Genomic DNA, 17,497 nt, shown 5'->3' on the forward strand with positions numbered 1-17,497 from the left:
CAACCTCCTAAAATTCACCTGTCCAACCGAAAAGGCCCTCGGCACGGGCATTGGATGCGGGGGCTGCACGGAGCGCACCACCGTCGATGACGAGAATGCGGTCGCTGTACCTTTCCGCATATTCGAGCGAATGCGTCGACACAACAATTCCCATGTTGCGGTCATGCGCCAACGACCGAAGGGTACGGAAGAGCGCATGGCTTCGCGGAATATCGAGGAACGCATTAGGCTCATCCAACAACAGGACGCGCACCTCCCGCGCGACCGCCTGAGCCAAGAAGACACGGCTGCGTTCGCCGTCGCTCAATTCCGCAATGGCGCGATCCGCAAAGCGCGAGACATCAAGAAGATCCATCGCATCAAAAATGCACTTTTCGTCTTCTGCACTTCTTCCATCGAGGATTCCCGAATAAGGCGTTCGGCCAAGGCTAACGAACTCGCGCACCGTCATGCGGGCGGGAGGCGCGACGCCCATGCGGACGAGCGCCACCAGCCGCGCACGCTCGCGGTCCGACATGCGGTCGGCCGAGCGCGCGGCCGAAACGGTCCTGCCGCAAAGCAGGACCGTCCCGCCCCGCGGGGGCAATAGGCCAGCAAACGTCTTCAAAAGCGTACTCTTGCCACAGCCGTTTTCGCCCATCAAAGCGACAACCTCTCCGCCATGCAATTCGAAGTCGAAAGCCGAAGCGAACGGTTCCCGACCCGGATATCCAAAAAACAAGCCTTCGACACGCAAGAGTTCTGCGACCGAATTCACAGCGACCTCCCCTGCCGCGCCCCGCGCACAAGTACATACAAAATAACAGGAACACCGACAACGCTCAACACTGCGTTCAAAGGAATCCATTGCGGAAACACACCCGCTACCAACGCGAGCAACGAACCGCACAATGCTGAGCCCGGCAGAAGAACCCGATGGTTCGTTGTCCTGAACATCAGATAAGACAAGTGCGGCACGGCAATTCCGATAAAGGCGACAGGCCCGCAGAACGCCGTCGCTGCGCCGGCGAGGATGCTCGAACCGACAAGGACGCAAAGCCTCGAACGTCCGACCTGGATGCCCAGTCCGCGAACAAATTCATCGCCCAGGTGTGCCGAATTCAGATAGCGCATGGACAGGACCACCGGCAAAAGTCCGACCGCGACCGCCAGGGCGAACACCCAGATGCCGTCAAGCGTGAGCCGCCCGAAACTCCCGAAGCCCCATGCCACATACACCTGGAGGCTTTCGCCTTCGGCCCCGGCAATCAGGAGGCTCACCAGTGCATCGATAAAGTAGCCAAGCAAAAGCCCCGCCACAAGCAAGACCGAACTCTGCGAGAACCTGGATGCGAACGCGATAATCACTAGCGTCACGACGAGCGCACCGACAGATGCAGCCCCGAGCGTCCCGAAATGTCCGATACTAATTCCCGCAAGCAGCGCAAGCGCCACGCCAAAACTTGCACCGCTGCTGATGCCAAGCACAAAGGGCCCGCACAGGGGGTTGCGGAACACCGTCTGTAGGCAAAGGCCCGACACGGCAAGCGACATCCCGGCAAGGACGGCGGCAGCCACCCTCGGGATGCGGAGCTCCCAAAGGATCCGCGACACCATTGAAGAATCCGGAGACATGAGCGAATCGATTAATTTCGAGAACGGAACGTCGACCGGACCAGACACCAGCGTCCAGACAGAAAAAAACAGAACGCCTAGAAAAAGCGTCCCGAAACAGAGGGCTATCCGTTTCATCAAAAGCCCTTATTTTTTGGATTTAGCCTTGGCCTGATCCTGCTTCTTGAGTTCGTCAGAAGCCTTCTGGTCGCGAACGTAGTTCTCGGGAGGAACGTTCTCGAAGCCCTGGAGTGCGTTAAGCCAGTTATCGTTCAGGTCGCGGAACTCGAGCTTCTTCAGGTTGTGCTTAAGCGTATCGCCCGAAATCTTGAAAGTCACGTAGTCCCAACGGATGACCTGACGATCGCGGAACACTTCGCGGGTCACCATGGAGGAATCGTTGTCGAAGCGGTAACGGGCCTTGTAGGCGTAGTCACCCGTCTTCTGGTAGCGGTCGGCAGACGCATAGGTGCGGGTGGCACCCGTAAGCGTGTCGTTCATGTTGAACTGGAGTTCGGCATCGCGGAATGCATGGCCGTGGGCCACAATCGGAGTACGCCAAACGCCGTTGACCTGGTCCTTGACCTTCTTCTGGAAAAGCGTATCGACCTTCCAGTGGTCGAAGTTGCTCTTGTCGTACTTGGCACGCTGGACATACTTGCCCGCCTGGATCATCTTGCGCACGCTGTCAGCCTTCGCCTTCGCAAGGCTATCGGAATTAGCCTTAGGGGCACTGGACTGGTTTGCGGAGTTCAAGGAATCCAGCTTGTGCTGAATCATCTCATCAAGAGTCCCCTGTGCGCCACGGGATGCGACGACAGAGTCGACCGGTTGCTGTGCAAAAGACACCCCCGCAAAAGCAAGGGATACAAACGCTGCAAAAACACACTTATGTATAGACAAAATCATCGTCTAAAATTTAGTTAAAGACTTAAAAAAAAGGCTCGGTCAACTCAAAAAACGGCAAAAAAAAGCAGTCTACACAAAAACGGGGCACAATTTTATATTTGGGGCATGCTCGATTACACCCAAGTCCCCAGCCCCTGCTTCGTTCTGGACGAAAAAAGGCTCGTCCGGAACATGGAAATTCTTGACGATATCCAAAAAAGAACCGGAGCCAAGATAATCTGCGCCCTCAAAGGCTACAGTTTTTGGCGTTCCTTCCCGCTCATCGCGCGCTACCTCCCCGGAGCCACCGCTTCGAGCCTCAACGAAGCGCGCCTTGCCCGCGAAGAAATGGGAAAAGAGGTCCATGTTTTCGCCCCAGTCTATGGCGACGACGAAATCGACCAGATCCTCTCGCTTGCCGACCACATCAGCTTCAACAGCTTCAGCCAGTGGACGCGGTTCAAGGCTAAGACCCTTGCCGCAGGCGTGAGCGCCGGCATCCGCGTCAACCCGCAATTTTCGACCGTAGAGACCGACATCTACAACCCCTGCGGCAAGTTCTCGAGACTCGGCGTCACCGAGGCTGAATTCAAACCGGAACTCCTGGATGGAATCGAAGGGCTTCACTTTCATGCCCTCTGCGAGCAGGACGCCGATGCCCTCGAAGGAGTTCTCTCAGCTTTCGAGCAGCACTTCGGCAAGTACATCGACCGCATGAAATGGGTGAACTTTGGCGGCGGCCACCACATCACACGCAAGGACTACCACAGGGACGACCTCGTGCGCATCATCAACAGTTTCAGGCAGCGCCATCCTGGAGTCGAAGTCATCCTGGAACCGGGGGAAGCGGTCGGCTGGCAAACCGGCGAACTGGTAGCAACGGTCGAGGACATCGTCCACAACGAAATGGACATCGCCATACTGAACATTTCAGTGAGCGACCACATGCCCGATTGCCTCGAAATGCCCTACAGGCCCGCCGTAACGGGCTCTGGCATGCCCGGCGAGAAGAAATTTACATACAAGTTAACCGGATGTTCCTGCCTTGCGGGCGACCAGCTCGGGGACTTTTCCTTCGACAACCCGCTAAAGGTCGGCGACAGGATTATTTTCGAGGACATGATCCACTACACCATGGTGAAGACTACTTTCTTCAACGGGGTAAGGCACCCGAGCATCGGCAAGTTCGACATGGAAGGCAAATTCCACCTGCTACACAAGTTCACGTACGAGCAGTTCAAGGACAAGCTGTAGATGACCTTCAATAGCGAAGAAGAGACCTACAACTGGGCCGTGGAATTCGGCAAATCGCTCAGGCCGGGCGACATGGTCGCCCTATACGGGAACCTGGGGGCCGGCAAGACGGTAATGAGCCGGGGAATCTGTAAGGGACTCGGTTTTGAAGGTTCCGTCTGTTCCCCCACCTACACCATCCTGCACGAATACCCGAACGAGCCTCCCCTTTTCCATTTCGACCTCTACCGTCTGGAACCGGGCGCAGAGCTCTACGAAGTCGGCCTGGACCACGACTACCTTTCAAAAGGCATCACGCTCATCGAATGGCCCGAAAGGCTCGACGGCGATACCGGCGACATCACGCACAAGATAACCATCGAAATCATCTCGGAAAATGTCCGCGAGGTGAAGCTCGAAACGTTCGACAGGAAAAACGGCTAGAAAGCGTACTTGACACCGCAGATCAGCATTCCGGCCTGCCCTAACCCATATTCGCCGAACACGGAGATGGGGCCTCCCAATTCGAAGCCGAGAACACCGACATTGAACATCAGTCCGTGGCCGTCATACCAGAACACGCCGCCAATGCCTGCATAGGAATAGAGCCTGAAATATTTGAAGTTCAGGTAGTTCAGCTTGATTCTCGGAATGACCGAGATAATCGCGTGACTGTCCACGGTCGTATAGTCGACCATGACCCCCACTTCCAAAAGGTAGAACAGTTCGAAACCGTAGCCGAGAGAATAGGCGATTACATCCGGGTCACGATCGTCTTTATGCGCCGCATGGATAATGATATCCAGCCAAGAGGAGAGCGGCAGGAATCCAAAAAAGACGCTGACATTTTGACGTCTCTTCTGCCAGGCATCCTCCCAGGATTCCTCTTTCGGAGCAGCAGGCTGTACCGCCTTGGTATCGTCATAGACGATAGGTTCCACACGCGCAGGCGGTTCCGGTGCAGGAGATGCGCTTTCTTGCGGCAGAGGCGTCGCCATCGGTTCCTCTTGCGGAGCGGACGCCTGGACGGAAGAATCCGCACCAGCGGCAACCTCCCCATTCCCGACTTCTTCATAGCCACCATCATCGACCTGCGCAAACGCGACAGAGCACGCGAACAGCAAAAAAGCAATTTTTTTCATCGGGAACCTCCGCTATACGTTTTTTACAAAATAACCTTTTTTTCAAGAAATGAACAAGGGCGCAACATGAAATCCGTAAAAAGTGACATGGAACACCCAATTCCATCGCATATTTTCTAATTTTTAGCCCCGACACAAGAAAAATCCAAAATGGGAATCGTTGAAATCATCATCGTCGCGATCGTAGAGGCCATGGACTGCTTCGCTGTCGCAATCGCTACAGGGCTTTCCAAGTCGGGAATCCGCTATAGCCGAGCGCTGCTCCAGGCGGTAAGTTTCGGCATTTTCCAGGGCGGAATGACGCTCCTCGGGTATTTCCTCGGAAGTTTCGCCGAGCGCTGGTTCAGCTCCGTAGGCACGCCCATCGCCTGCACGATACTCTGCATCCTGGGATTACGCATGATGTGGGGAGCCATCCACGGCGATGCCGGAGAAAAGGAAGGCGAAGAGATCGCGGCCAAGAACCTCACCGTCGCCAACATCCTGCTACTCTCGGTCGCGACAAGCATCGATGCATTCGCAGTGGGAATCTCGTTTGCATTCATCAACGCGAACATGGCCATCGCGACATCTTCCATCGCATTCGCGAGTTTCGCCATGGGTGTCATCGGCTACGAAATCGGACGCCACGCCGCCAAGAGATTCAAGACAAAAATCCCCGAAATCATCGCGGGGATTATCCTGATAGGCATCGGCGTAAAGATGCTGTTTTAGCGTCCGGACTTGATGCCGAGTTTGTTCATGCGGTAGTTCATCATGCGCGGAGACACGCCCAGGTCACGACCGGCGGCAGAGAGGTTCCCGTTGTTGCGCTTGATAGCTTCCGTAATGATTTCGCGTTCGTAATTGTTCATCATCACCTCGAGCGGGGCTACCTTCGTAGAAACCGTCCCGTCGTTCCCGACACTCAGGCTCGTCTGCAGCGATGGCGGCAGGTTGTAGCTGTGGATACAGTCGTCACTCGCCGTAAGCACAGCACGTTCAATGCAGTTTTCGAGTTCACGCACGTTGCCCGGCCAATGGTAGCTCATGAGCAGGTTGATGGCCGTTGTCGAAAGACGCGCAACCTTCTTGCTGTAGCGGAGGTTCATCTTCTCGATAAAATGCTCCGCGAGCAGGATGATGTCGGACTTGCGCTTCGCAAGGTCGGGCATCGAAATCGGGAAAATGTTCAGGCGGTAGAAAAGGTCTTCGCGGAACTTGCCCTGCGCTATCAGTTCTTCGAGATTGCGGCTCGTCGCGGCCAAGAAGCGCACGTCGGAATGGAGTTCCTCGTTGCTCCCCACTCGGCTGAAGGTGCGTTCCTGCAAGAAGCGCAACAGCTTCACCTGCGTCTGCATCGTAAGGTCACCGACTTCGTCCAAGAAGAGCGTGCCCCCGTTAGCTGCTTCAGCACGGCCGATGCGGCGGTTCATGGCACCCGTGAACGCCCCCTTCTCATGGCCGAAAAGTTCGCTTTCCACCAGGTTTTCCGGGAGGGCCGCGCAGTTGAGCGTTATAAACGGCTTGTCCTTCCTTGAAGAAAGGTTAACGATGGCACGCGCGATCATTTCCTTGCCCGTACCGCTCCCGCCTCGAATCAAGACAGTCGCATCGCTCGGGGCAACCTGGCGCACCTGTTCGTAAATCTGCTGCATCTCGCGGCAGTTACCCACAAGGTCTCCCGGATTATTCGAAAGCATGTCGCGGAGCTTGCGGTTTTCTTCCAGCATGGCTTCGCGTTCGTTGTGAAGTTCGATACATTCGTTTGCCGCATCGCCCGTAATGTTGGCGATAATTTCGAGCAAGGCAACATCGCGGTCAAGATCGGTGGCCCCATCCACGGGGCGGTCTATGGAAAGCGTTCCTATGACAACTCCGTCATGAATCAGCGGGACGCAGATGAAGGCCACCTGGCTTTCGTAATGGCGGCTTCCGGTGCGGTTCAGGAACCGGGAATCCTTGCGGAGGTCGGGAATCACGTGGCTGATGCCGCGTTCGGCCACATGGCCCGTAATGCCCTCGCCCATGCGGTACAGGCCTTTCTGTTTTTCGGATTCGTCAAGACCGCGCGAGGCTTCAATCTTGAGCGTGTCGCCAAATAGGAGAGCGAAAGTGCCGCGCAACATGCCGAGCTCGGATTCAAGAATGCCAAGCACATTCTCGAGTAACTTTTCCACATTGCGCTCATGAATGATGGCGACGCTAATCTTCTGGATGACCGAAATTTCTGAGCCTATAGGAATGGGCATGGACATAAAATAGAAATTCCTCGAAAATTAAAGTTTTTCCCTTATTCTCCTGAGGGCTTCGCAGGTGCGTTCGTAGTCGCCGAAGGCGGTCAGGCGGAAGTACCCCTCGCCGCAGGGGCCAAAGCCGCTACCGGGTGTACCTACCACTTCGCAGGTGGCAAGCAGACGGTCAAAGAAATCGAAGGACTTTTCGCCGTCAGGAATCTTCCACCAGATGTACGGGGCATGCTCGCCGCCGAACACCGTGTAGCCCGCCGCGGCAAGTTCCTTGCGGATAACGCCCGCGGTCTTCATGTAGCCTGCAATAACGGCCTTCGTCTGCTGCCAGCCGACCGGGGAGTAGATGGCCTCGGCGGCACGCTGGGTCACGTAGTTCACGCCGTTGAACTTGGTGCACTGGCGGCGGTTCCACATGGAGCGGAGCTTGGAAAGTTCATGCGGGATGGCCGTGTAGGCGCAGCGCACACCGGTAAAGCCGGCAGTCTTGCTGAAGCTACGGAACTCGATGGCGCAGGTGCGGGCCCCCGGAATCTCGAAGATGGAATGCGGGAGGCTTTCGTCCTGGATATAGCAGTTGTAGGCGCCGTCGAAGAGTATTATCGCGCCGTTCTCGTTCGCGTAGTCCACAAACTTCTGGAGCGTCTCGCGGCTGAGCACCGTACCCGTCGGGTTGTTCGGGCTGCACAGATAAATCATCTGCCCCGGATTCTTGGGCAGGTCGGGCTGGAAGTTGTTTTCCGCTGTCGATGCAAGGTAGGTGACCTTAGAAAAATGTCCGTCATCTTGCAACACGCCGGCACGACCCGCCATCACGTTCGAGTCCAGATAGACCGGATAGACAGGGTCCGGGATGGCGATTTTTACATTTTCTGTAAAAAGTTCCTGGATGTTCGCAACATCGCACTTGGAACCGTCACTCACGAAGATATCGTCCGGATCCATCTCGATACCGCGGGAGGTGTACTCGCCCGCAACAATCGCCTGGCGCAAAAAGTCGTAGCCCTGCTCGGGCCCGTACCCGCGGAAACTCCCCTTCTCGGCCATCTCGTCGACAGCCTTGTGCATGGCCTTGATGACTTCGGGAATGAGCGGAGTGGTCACGTCGCCGATACCCAGGCGCACGATATCGGCATCGGGTTTCTTGGCCTGGTATTCGGAGATCTTCTTTGCGATGGTAGAAAAGAGGTAACTGCCGGGCAGCAAGTCGTAATTCGGATTGATGATAGACGCGTTCATTAAATGGTTCCTCTAAAAACTTCCTGTGCGGGGCCGGTCATGAGAACCGGGCCATCGTTTTCGTGCTTGATGTGGAGCGTTCCGCCGTCGAGAATCACGTCGGCTTCTACGCCCACGCGGCCCGTACGCTGGGCCGCAACGAGGGTTGCGCAGCTACCAGTGCCGCAGGCCATGGTAACGCCGCAACCCCGTTCCCAAACCCGCATGCGGATTTGGGTGGGCGCCCCCTGAACTGCAGGCAAAACCTGCGCGAATTCAATGTTGCAGCGGTCCGGGAACTGCCTGTCGCATTCGAGCACGCGCCCCCAGTCTTCCAGCTGAATCTTCTCGATGTCGTCCACGAAAATGACTGCGTGCGGGTTCCCCATCGAAACCGTCTCCGCGGTAAAGTCAAAGCAGCCTGCCGTAAGCTTGATGCTCCCAAGAAAATTCCTCGGGTTCCCCATGTCGACGCACACGCGTCCATCGTCCAGGAGTGCAGGCTTCACGAGCCCGCTTCTGGTGTGCAGGTTGAAAACTTTCTGACCCGGCTTTGCAAGCCCGCGGCTCACAATGAACTTCGCGACACAGCGGGTAGCGTTACCGCACATCGCCGCCTCCGAACCGTCGGCATTGAATATGCGCATCTCGAAATCCACGCCGTTCGGCGCGGACTTCGAAGCAGGACCGACACCCGCATCGCCAAGCACCAGGCAACCCTCGGCATCCATCGGCGTCACGATAACCACGCCATCGGCACCTATGCCAAAACGGCGGTCACAGAGTTTCTTTACACGCTGTTCAAAGCCGTCGCCATAATCCGGCGACTCACCCGGCTCCAGCAGCACGAAATCGTTGCCCAGCCCGGTCCATTTTGAAAATTTTGTCATTATATACCTTATAAAGGGTTTCGTTTGCCCTTCAAATGCAAAAATTATGCCATCTTTACAAAAAATGTTATATTCAACCCCAAAATGACGTTTTTTATTAAAAAAGTCAATTTCAGGCCTCTAAAACTTTTACATAGAATGTAAAAAACATCGTTAGTTTTTACAAGTTCTGTAAAAGTTATATACAAAACCAAAAGGCCCGTCCTCTCAAAAAAAGAGTTATATTTACGACATCCCTGCTCCCCGCACCACAGACAATATATGTTTTCCAACCTGATACTCGCCCTGGCCATAGCAGCACCCCTCGCCACGCAGAAGGACTCCGTCAGCTACGCATTCGGAACATTCTTCGCCAAAAGCGCCCACAGCCAGCTCACGGCCCGAGATTCCGTCAACTTTAACCTGGACCTCTACCTCGAGGCCTTCAAGATCCATTTTCGCCAGGACACCGCACACTACCTGATGAAGGAGGACGCCATCTACAAGGCACTCCGCAATCTACAGCACGTGGCGCAGGAAGAAAAGCAAAAACTATCCGAGACACTCCTCGACAAGGGAACCACGGTCGGCTACGCACTGGGCGCATACCTCGGCAAACAGGTCCATGATCAAGTCGTAGCCCGCGATTCTGTCGACCTCAATATCGATATTTTCTGCCAGGCCTTCGAGATTCGTTTCAAGGAAAATTCCGCCAAGTACCTGCTGAGCGACGAAGAAGCACATGCAATCCTATTGGACGTATCCAAGCGGAAGAATGCAGAAAGGCGGCGCGCCAATGACGAATTTCTCGTAAAGAACAAGAAAGCCAAAGGCATCGTGACAACCAAATCCGGTCTCCAGTACAAGGTCATCGCCAAGGGCAAGGGTGCGACTCCCGGCCACACCGACATCGTCAAGGTCCACTACACGGGCACACTCATCAACGGAAAAAAGTTCGACAGCTCATTCGACCGCGGCGAACCACTCGAGTTCAAGATTGACGCAGTCATTCCGGGATGGACCGAGATGCTCGAACTCATGAAGGTGGGAGAAAAAGTCATGGTCTGGATTCCACCCGAACTCGGCTATGGCGAGAACGGACGGCCGCCCAAGATTCCGGGCCACAGCGTCCTCGTTTTCGAAATGGAACTGCTCGACACGCACGCCCCTTAATAAAAAAAGAAAAAAGCAGTCGCCCACACAGCGATGTAGTTTACATTATTTGTAATTAAAAAACATTTCTTTCATTTTCTGGAAAAAATCAAATTAATGTAATCGGCCGTTTTTACCGATTCCGTGCTAAAAATATCGCTTTACCCATCTTGGCACAATTTTTGCATCCATGGCACCGAAATCAAAAATCATAGGAGATTGCCATGAGCAACGAATACAGGCTGAAAGCCATCAAGGAAATCGCGAGCGAAGCCGCGGGCGCAAACATGCCCGCCGCACCCGCAAGTCTCGACTTTTACGGCGAGGACGTCTTTAACGCGGAGGCCATGCGCGCCTACCTGCCCAAGGATATCTGCAAGAAACTGTTCGCCACCATCGACGAGGGCGCACCCCTTGACGCGAGCATCGCGAACGAAGTCGCACACGCTATGAAGAAGTGGGCAATCGACCGGGGTGCCACCCACTTCACGCACTGGTTCCAGCCCCTTACCGGTTCTACTGCAGAAAAGCACGATTCCTTCCTTGAACCCGAAAACGGCAAGGCCATCATGGCCTTCAGCGGCAAGAACCTGATCGTCGGCGAACCGGACGCGTCCAGCTTCCCGAGCGGCGGCCTGCGTTCCACTTTTGAAGCCCGCGGGTACACTGCCTGGGACCCGACCAGCCCCGCATTCATCAAGCGTCACGGCAACGGCGCCACGCTCTGCATTCCGACTGCATTCTGTAGCTACACCGGCGAAGCCTTGGACAAGAAGACTCCGCTGCTCCGCTCCATTCAGGCCCTGCAGAAGTCCGCCGACCGCCTGATGAATTTGTTCGGAGTCGCCCAGCAGAAGGTTACCGTCACGCTCGGCGCCGAACAGGAATACTTCCTCATCGACAAGCGTTTCTACCTGCAGCGCCCCGACCTGTACCAGGCCGGCCGTACGCTGTTCGGTGCAGCCCCTGCAAAGCACCAGCAGATGGAAGACCATTACTTTGGTAGCATTCCTGCCCGCATTCTGAACTTCATGAACGACGTGGAAAAGGAACTCTGGAAGCTCGGCATTCCGGCCAAGACCCGCCACAACGAAGTCGCCCCGGCACAGTTCGAACTTGCCCCGATGTTCGAGGAAGTGAACCTCGCCTGCGACCACAACATGCAGATTATGGAAGTGCTCCGCCAGGTGGCCGACCGTCATGGCCTCGTGTGCCTGCTGCACGAAAAGCCGTTTGCCGGCATCAACGGTTCCGGCAAGCACAACAACTGGTCGGTGAACTACGGCAAGACGAACCTGTTGAACCCGGGCAAGGACCCGCACCAGAACGCCATCTTCCTCACCACGCTCTGCGCGGTGATTTACGCCGTGGATACTCACGCCGACTTGCTCCGCATGGCCGTTTCGGGCGCGGGCAACGACCACCGTCTCGGTGCCAACGAAGCGCCTCCGGCAATCATCTCCATGTACCTCGGCGACCAGCTTGCCGACGTCATCGACCAGCTCGAAAAGGGTGACCCGAAGTCCAGCAAGCAGGCAGGCGTCATGAAGCTCGGTTCCGACACGCTGCCGCCTCTCCCGCGCGACGCGACCGACCGTAACCGTACTTCGCCGTTCGCCTTCACCGGCAACAAGTTCGAATTCCGCGCTCCGGGCTCCAGCCAGAGCTGCTCCGAACCGAACGTCATCTTGAACACGATTGTTGCCGAAGCATTCGACATCATCGCCGACAAGCTCGAAAAGGTTCCGGCCGACAAGTTCCACGAAGAATTGCAGTCCTTGCTGCAGAAGATCGTGAAGGAACACAAGAAGGTCATCTTCAACGGCAACGGCTACACCGACGAATGGGTGGAAGAAGCTGCCAAGCGCGGCCTCCCCAACACCCGCACCACCATGGAAGCGCTCCAGGCCCTCAACAAGGCGGAAAACGTCGCCCTCTTCGAAAAGTACGGCGTGTTCAACAAGCGCGAACTGGAATCCCGCTACGAAGTGAACCTGGAAGAATACCACAAGAAGATCCACATCGAAGGAAAGATTTCCGATGACATCGCTAAGAACGTCATCTTGCCGCAGGTGCTCTGCGCCTACAGCGCCGCCCTCAAGACCAACGCCATGGCCAAGGAACAGGGCTTTGCCGCGGTGGATTCCTACGCCCAGGAACTGGGAGAAGGCTACAAGGCTCTCGCCTCTGCAATCGAGCGCATGGAAAAGGCCCTGGGTGAAAAGCACGAGAACATTCTCGAAGCGATGGCGGATCTCCGCGTGCAGGTGGACAAGCTCGAAAAGGTCATCCCCGACGAAAAATGGCCCCTGCCGAAGTACCGGGAGATGTTGTTCATATACTAGACCTTCATAAGCATACTCATCCTTATTGCTCAATAGAAACAAGGCCGCGCATCATTTGATGCACGGCCTTTTTAAGGATTACTCTATGAAGGACGAAGTTGTCTAGAATGCTTTTACACCTGCGCGGCAGCGAGATTGAAAGCCTCAGGATAGGCCTTCGCGGCACAATTGTCGCACAGCACACGCATGCGGGTTTCGGCAAGGGTATTCACGCGCACATGCTCTCCGCAATGGGCGCACTTGGAAAGGAACACCACAGACCGTGTTTCTTCCGCAGGAGCCTGCTCCTTCGCCAAGACGGGTTCGCCAAGACGGCTGACCGTGTTGCGGAACGTAATCTTTCCATCGGCATCCTGGACGATTTCGCGAGAGAGGCAGCACTTGAAGCTACGTCCCTTGCGGTTACGCATGCGGAAGATAAACTTCGTCTGGGAAAGGTTTTCGCAGCTGCTGAACATTTCCCAGTCACCATGATAGCGGTAACAATCGGTGATGTAGTGCCACACAACTTCGGATTCGGAGAACCCGAACATACGGCAGAACCGTTTGTTGCCCGAGAGAATTCGCCCGCTCTGGTTGACCTCGAAGCGCGCGATATCGAGATTGTTTTCGTTTTCGGCCATCATATTGCACCTCCCTTGAGATAGTAGCGGTAAAGCACATCCGACGCGGTAATCGCCGTGGTGCTCAGCCGCACATCGTCCAGTTTGATATCCATGGATTCCTTACCGAAGAAAATCGGTTCAGAAGAAACTCCGATGCGTTCAACAGACACCTTCTTCTGCGAAGCGAGATTTCCGTTGATGTAGAGCGAAGAAGTTTTCCCATCCCATACTGCCGTCACATACACCCACTTGTCAAAGTTTTCGTAAGTCGAGAACACCGCATCGCTGCATTCAAAGCCGCTCGAAGAACCATCCGCGATAAAGAACCCAAGAGAAATGTCCTCGCGTCCGCATTCCCCATCCAGCACGGCGATACTGAACACGTCCTTGTCTTCGGGCGAGCCGAAACCAAGCTTTCCAACGATGTTCTTGCGATACTCACCGGATTTGAGCTTAGACAGGTAAATCCAGGCCTCGAACGTCAACGCGGTTGCGCTGTCCAGTATGCCCCGGTCATTCTCGATAACACCGAATTCATCGGCTCCATAGAGCGCAAGGGCCTTCTGCGAAGGGCCATTTTCAAGCGAATCAACTCCATAGAGGAGGATTCCTTCCGTCCAGCCGCGCGCATCGCCCACCTTTTTCGTGTCTTTCGTCACTTCGCTCAAGAAATCCATCGACCACCAGCTGCGAAGCCCGAACTCCGGAGAAAGCGGGAACTGGAGGCTCTTGGAGGCAACCACGTCGGCATCACGCACTATTTCGTCCGAAGAAGTTGTCGGCAAAGCCCCCACTAGCGAGGAATCATTGCCATTGAAAGGTTCGCCGGCGGATTTAGACGTGTCGGTACTGTGCGAGGGTTCGCTCTCGCTTTCGGTAGCCTTCGAAGCGAAGATTTCAAACAGTCCTGTCGGAATCGGCCCACGGAACTTGGACGACTTCTTGCCCACGCTCACCACGTAGATGGCATCCTGGAAATGAATCGGATCCGGAGATTTCGCCAATAGCGGCTGAACACCAAGCGGCACATTTTTCAATTCGAAAGAACCGTCTTCATCCGTCTCCGTCTGCCACGGGGATCCCGGAATTCCAATCTTGATTCCGGCTGACACCGTATCGAGCCTCAAGTGGAAATTGCCTTCCACAACTCCCGTCTTTTGAAGCTTTGCGGCAATTTCGATTTCCGATCCTTCGAAATCAACGGATTCATAATAGGACATGGAATCGCGACGTGCGCTGACGCCATACTGTCCACGCTTCATCAACGGGAATCCGAACTTGCCATCGCTATCCGTCGTATCGTTGAAAACGATCGAATCGACCGTGAAGTGCATCGCGCACACGGGAACGCCGGCAACCGCCTTGCCCGAACCGTCCACAAGTATTCCAGCGACGGTGTTCGTCTCTTCGCTCACGCCTCCGGAAATTCTTCCGTCAGAGCAGCCGACAGTCGAAATACCGACGAATCCCGCACACATCAAGGCGAAAGCGAACAATCCAAGATAGGTTCTCCTAAACATTTTCCACCCCCTTCTTGATTTCCTTGGTCAGGGGGAACAGTTGCACGTTCAGCCTATAGACACGTTCGTCACCGCGGTCCTGCATTACGATAGCGGCCACGCGACGGCGGAAATCTTCAATCTCTTTCGAGATGCGATAGAAAGCATCCTCGGAAATCCCCAGCGTGAGGCCCGAAATGTCGCGTTCGCGCACGGGCACTTCGTCAAGCGCACGGACAGCGAGTTCCCCCATCTGGCGGTGCATCTCGCGAACGGAAAGGCTAGCCACCTCGATGTTGCCGGTCGAAATTCCCTTAGAGGACTGTTCGAAATTCCCGTCGGAATCCTTGTTCAGGAGCCCAACCTTCTGAAGCAGCGCCAGGGATTTCTTGACCTCGGAGGTCGGCATGTCGAAGGCGATGTTGTCGGCCATCTGCGAAGGCGTGGCTCCCGGCATCTGCGGGGCGAGTTCGCGAACCACGGGATTCACCCACGATTCGTAATAATCGTACTGGTCCTCGCCCACCAGCGTAAAGGCGTTTTCTTTCGCAATAGCGCGAAGTTCCTTGAACAGGGACTTCTTTTGGGCGGCATCCTTTTCCTGATTGAAGTTGACGAGGGCGCGGAAATACTTGAGATCAGCGCCGACAAGGCCCATGGCTTCTGCCACACGTTCGATGCCGACTTCGCTCAGGTTTGTCTTGCCGTCACAAACAAGCTTGAGGAAAACCGGGGAGGAATAACCGGCCGCTTTCGCAAAATCACGCCACGTAAAGCCGGAACGGAGCTTCCGTTCGGCGTAGTAGTCGCGCACGAAAAAGCGAAAATTCTGGTATTCCATCACAGGTTTCATACATTTTTGAATATATATCTTTTTTTCGCGTCGCGCAATAGATTCATGATACAAAAATTAAAAATTTACATAAAATTCGACATTTTTATAAAAAACAACCATTTTTTAGCAAAAAATCATGATACACACTTGTCGAAAACGAATGATATTCCACACTAGAATATTGCGAAAAGGAATATTTAGGTGATTCCCGTCGTCAAAAATTACAAGCCAAGAAACTAGGCCTGGACGTCTTTTACGACCATGATGCCGCCCTTCTCGATTTTCGGGTAGCTGCGCATTCCTTCCCCGCCTTTGCCGCGGTCGAGGACTTCCTCGAGCTCGCCCTGGGCGTTGTAAAGGTGGAGTTCCCAAGGCCCGTTCGGGGCGTTGAAGTAGCCGGAGTTCTTCTGCACGTTGCGCTGGAAGGTACGGTTCAAGCGGTCAGCCACGCTGCGGGCCTGCACCAGGCTGATGTCGGCGAGCGTCCACGAGATCGGGGTACCGCCCATGTCGAAAATCAGGAGCGCATCGGGGTCGGTGTCCTCCTTCATGGTAAACTTCCAGCTGAAGTTCTGCCAGCTCGTACTCAAGTCGAGTATACGGCCGTTGGCATAGGGGGTATATTCCTCGGAATCGCGCTTGATATTCACATTCAAGGTGCGTGGCTTAGCCGCCTTCGCGCGCATGCTGAATATATAGGTGACGCCGTTGCGCAAGGTCAGGTGTTGTTTGAACTGGAGGCCCCAGGTCTCCTTGCCCGCCTGCTCGATATCGAAATGCACTTCTCCATTTTCCACACGGACGTTCGCCTTGCCGCCCCAGAAGTCGGTAGTCCAGCAATCGAGCGGATTTTCCGCAGAGAAGTCCCCGTTCTCGATGATGTTCGCACCACCGCCAAGGGAGCCCGTTGTATAATCCTTGTTCTGGATGAACATCGGAATGACGCTCGTATTCTGGATTCCGAGCGGGCTATCCACGGCCACCTCTCGACCCCAGCCCACGAGCGTGTTGTACGAGCCGTGCTCGGTCATGTCCATCTCGGTGCTGTCGAAGTTGCCCGGGCCCCAGCTCCAGCAGAGCCAGCCGATATTCAGGCGTTCGCATTCGGACATGATATGCTTGTAAGGAATCGCCTTGACGTCTCCCGCAGCAATCGGGGCAAACTCGCCCACCACCAGCGGCAGATCAATCTCGACGGACTTTTCGAGGCAAGCCGTGATGCGATCTTGGACCGTAGCAAAGCCAGTCGCCTTGGCATCGTGGCGTTCGCTGGGCCACCACATATGGATAGAGAAAATAAGGTTGTGTTCCGGATCCGCCTGCAACAGGCGCGGCCCCACGGAAAGCAGGTTCTTTTCGTTCTGGCCCCAGTAATCGGCATCGATCATGATGGGAATGCGGATTCCAGCCGCCCTCATGCGCGTCACGATGATATTGTACGCAGAGAAGAATTCCTCGGATTCGACTTCATGCGAGCCCGGTTCGTTGCCGACATTCAAGATCAGGTATTCCTGATGGTTCGAGATCATCTGTAACGTCTCGTCGCGGAGCCAGAAGTCGAGAGCCTCCGTCAGGCGGTCCCAGTTGCCCGTCGTGTCGTGAATTTCAACAATCGGGATCATGTTGTTTGCGATGCTGAGGCCCACAATCGTATCGAGATCGCTCACGCGACCGCGCGTGTTCCAGACAATGCGGACGCAGTTCGCGCCAGTCTTCGCTATTTCGGGAATGGTCTTGCCTTCGCGGTCAGTCCAAATGAACATATGGTTGATTCCGCGCAGAACCACCTTCTCGTTGTCCTTGCTGTAAAGGTAGCGCCCTTGGACAAAGAAACCCGGCTTCGCATTCGCTAAATTCATACTTCTTTTCTCCGAAATCATTTTTTCGTGT

Annotated in this window: 16 protein-coding genes; 5 read left to right on the top strand and 11 right to left on the bottom strand. The window is 55.1% G+C overall.

Annotated elements, in window-relative coordinates; all coding sequences use genetic code 11:
- Positions 1-7 precede the first annotated feature (7 nt).
- The 3 genes from B4A77_RS00085 to B4A77_RS00095 are packed head-to-tail and all read right to left on the bottom strand — an operon-like array spanning position 8 to position 2,502.
- Positions 8-757 (bottom strand): ABC transporter ATP-binding protein, encoded by a 750-nt coding sequence (locus B4A77_RS00085; protein WP_290737221.1) that lies wholly within the window; start codon positions 755-757, stop codon positions 8-10.
- Complete coding sequence (locus B4A77_RS00090; protein WP_290730055.1) at positions 754-1,731, bottom strand: FecCD family ABC transporter permease; 978 nt, start codon at positions 1,729-1,731, stop codon at positions 754-756. The genes B4A77_RS00085 and B4A77_RS00090 overlap by 4 nt, the downstream gene beginning before the upstream one ends.
- Before the next feature lie 9 nt (positions 1,732-1,740).
- Positions 1,741-2,502, bottom strand: coding sequence for a hypothetical protein (locus B4A77_RS00095; protein WP_173365546.1), 762 nt, complete (start codon positions 2,500-2,502; stop codon positions 1,741-1,743).
- Positions 2,503-2,607: 105 nt separating this feature from the next.
- On the opposite strand from B4A77_RS00095, the gene nspC reads away from it, so the two are divergent.
- Together nspC and tsaE are read left to right on the top strand one after the other, a co-directional pair.
- Complete coding sequence (gene nspC / locus B4A77_RS00100; protein ID WP_290730052.1) at positions 2,608-3,735, top strand: carboxynorspermidine decarboxylase; 1,128 nt, start codon at positions 2,608-2,610, stop codon at positions 3,733-3,735.
- Entirely contained in the window at positions 3,736-4,158 is a 423-nt protein-coding gene (gene tsaE, locus B4A77_RS00105; protein WP_173382667.1) for a tRNA (adenosine(37)-N6)-threonylcarbamoyltransferase complex ATPase subunit type 1 TsaE, read from the top strand.
- On the opposite strand, the gene B4A77_RS00110 is transcribed toward tsaE, so the two are convergent.
- Positions 4,155-4,856: a hypothetical protein gene (locus tag B4A77_RS00110; protein ID WP_290737223.1), complete on the bottom strand. Its 702-nt coding sequence runs from the start codon at positions 4,854-4,856 to the stop codon at positions 4,155-4,157. The genes tsaE and B4A77_RS00110 overlap by 4 nt on opposite strands.
- Positions 4,857-5,006: 150 nt before the next feature.
- Here B4A77_RS00110 and B4A77_RS00115 point away from each other — a divergent pair, with 150 nt between their 5' ends.
- A complete protein-coding gene (locus B4A77_RS00115) occupies positions 5,007-5,570 on the top strand; it encodes a manganese efflux pump MntP family protein (RefSeq protein ID WP_290727231.1) in 564 nt (187 codons plus the stop codon).
- Here the strand turns inward: B4A77_RS00115 and B4A77_RS00120 are convergent.
- The 3 genes from B4A77_RS00120 to dapF are packed head-to-tail and all read right to left on the bottom strand — an operon-like array spanning position 5,567 to position 9,192.
- The gene (locus B4A77_RS00120; RefSeq protein ID WP_290737225.1) at positions 5,567-7,087 is read right to left on the bottom strand and encodes a sigma 54-interacting transcriptional regulator; all 1,521 of its coding nucleotides are present in this window, start codon (positions 7,085-7,087) and stop codon (positions 5,567-5,569) included. The two genes, B4A77_RS00115 and B4A77_RS00120, sit on opposite strands and share 4 nt — an antisense overlap.
- 27 nt (positions 7,088-7,114) lie before the next feature.
- Positions 7,115-8,323, bottom strand: a complete 1,209-nt coding sequence (locus tag B4A77_RS00125) for an LL-diaminopimelate aminotransferase (protein ID WP_290737227.1) — start codon at positions 8,321-8,323, stop codon at positions 7,115-7,117.
- Positions 8,323-9,192 (bottom strand): diaminopimelate epimerase, encoded by an 870-nt coding sequence (gene dapF / locus B4A77_RS00130; RefSeq protein WP_290734758.1) that lies wholly within the window; start codon positions 9,190-9,192, stop codon positions 8,323-8,325. Before dapF ends, B4A77_RS00125 begins: the two co-directional genes overlap by 1 nt.
- A gap of 261 nt (positions 9,193-9,453) precedes the next feature.
- Here dapF and B4A77_RS00135 point away from each other — a divergent pair, with 261 nt between their 5' ends.
- Together B4A77_RS00135 and B4A77_RS00140 are read left to right on the top strand one after the other, a co-directional pair.
- Positions 9,454-10,344: an FKBP-type peptidyl-prolyl cis-trans isomerase gene (locus tag B4A77_RS00135; protein ID WP_206674505.1), complete on the top strand. Its 891-nt coding sequence runs from the start codon at positions 9,454-9,456 to the stop codon at positions 10,342-10,344.
- Between the two features lie 203 nt (positions 10,345-10,547).
- Positions 10,548-12,668 (top strand): glutamine synthetase III, encoded by a 2,121-nt coding sequence (locus B4A77_RS00140; RefSeq protein WP_290737230.1) that lies wholly within the window; start codon positions 10,548-10,550, stop codon positions 12,666-12,668.
- 113 nt (positions 12,669-12,781) lie between these two features.
- Here the strand turns inward: B4A77_RS00140 and B4A77_RS00145 are convergent, their stop codons facing one another.
- The 4 genes from B4A77_RS00145 to B4A77_RS00160 form a co-directional block, all read right to left on the bottom strand.
- A complete protein-coding gene (locus B4A77_RS00145) occupies positions 12,782-13,294 on the bottom strand; it encodes a PAS domain-containing protein (RefSeq protein WP_173365537.1) in 513 nt (170 codons plus the stop codon).
- Complete coding sequence (locus tag B4A77_RS00150; protein ID WP_290737232.1) at positions 13,291-14,793, bottom strand: LamG-like jellyroll fold domain-containing protein; 1,503 nt, start codon at positions 14,791-14,793, stop codon at positions 13,291-13,293. Before B4A77_RS00150 ends, B4A77_RS00145 begins: the two co-directional genes overlap by 4 nt.
- Positions 14,786-15,625 (bottom strand): TIGR02147 family protein, encoded by an 840-nt coding sequence (locus B4A77_RS00155; RefSeq protein WP_173365535.1) that lies wholly within the window; start codon positions 15,623-15,625, stop codon positions 14,786-14,788. Before B4A77_RS00155 ends, B4A77_RS00150 begins: the two co-directional genes overlap by 8 nt.
- A gap of 218 nt (positions 15,626-15,843) precedes the next feature.
- The gene (locus tag B4A77_RS00160; protein WP_173382820.1) at positions 15,844-17,466 is read right to left on the bottom strand and encodes a cellulase family glycosylhydrolase; all 1,623 of its coding nucleotides are present in this window, start codon (positions 17,464-17,466) and stop codon (positions 15,844-15,846) included.
- Positions 17,467-17,497: the final 31 nt, after the last annotated feature.

The organism is Fibrobacter sp. UBA3718 (genome assembly GCF_002371935.1).
GTDB lineage: Bacteria > Fibrobacterota > Fibrobacteria > Fibrobacterales > Fibrobacteraceae > Fibrobacter.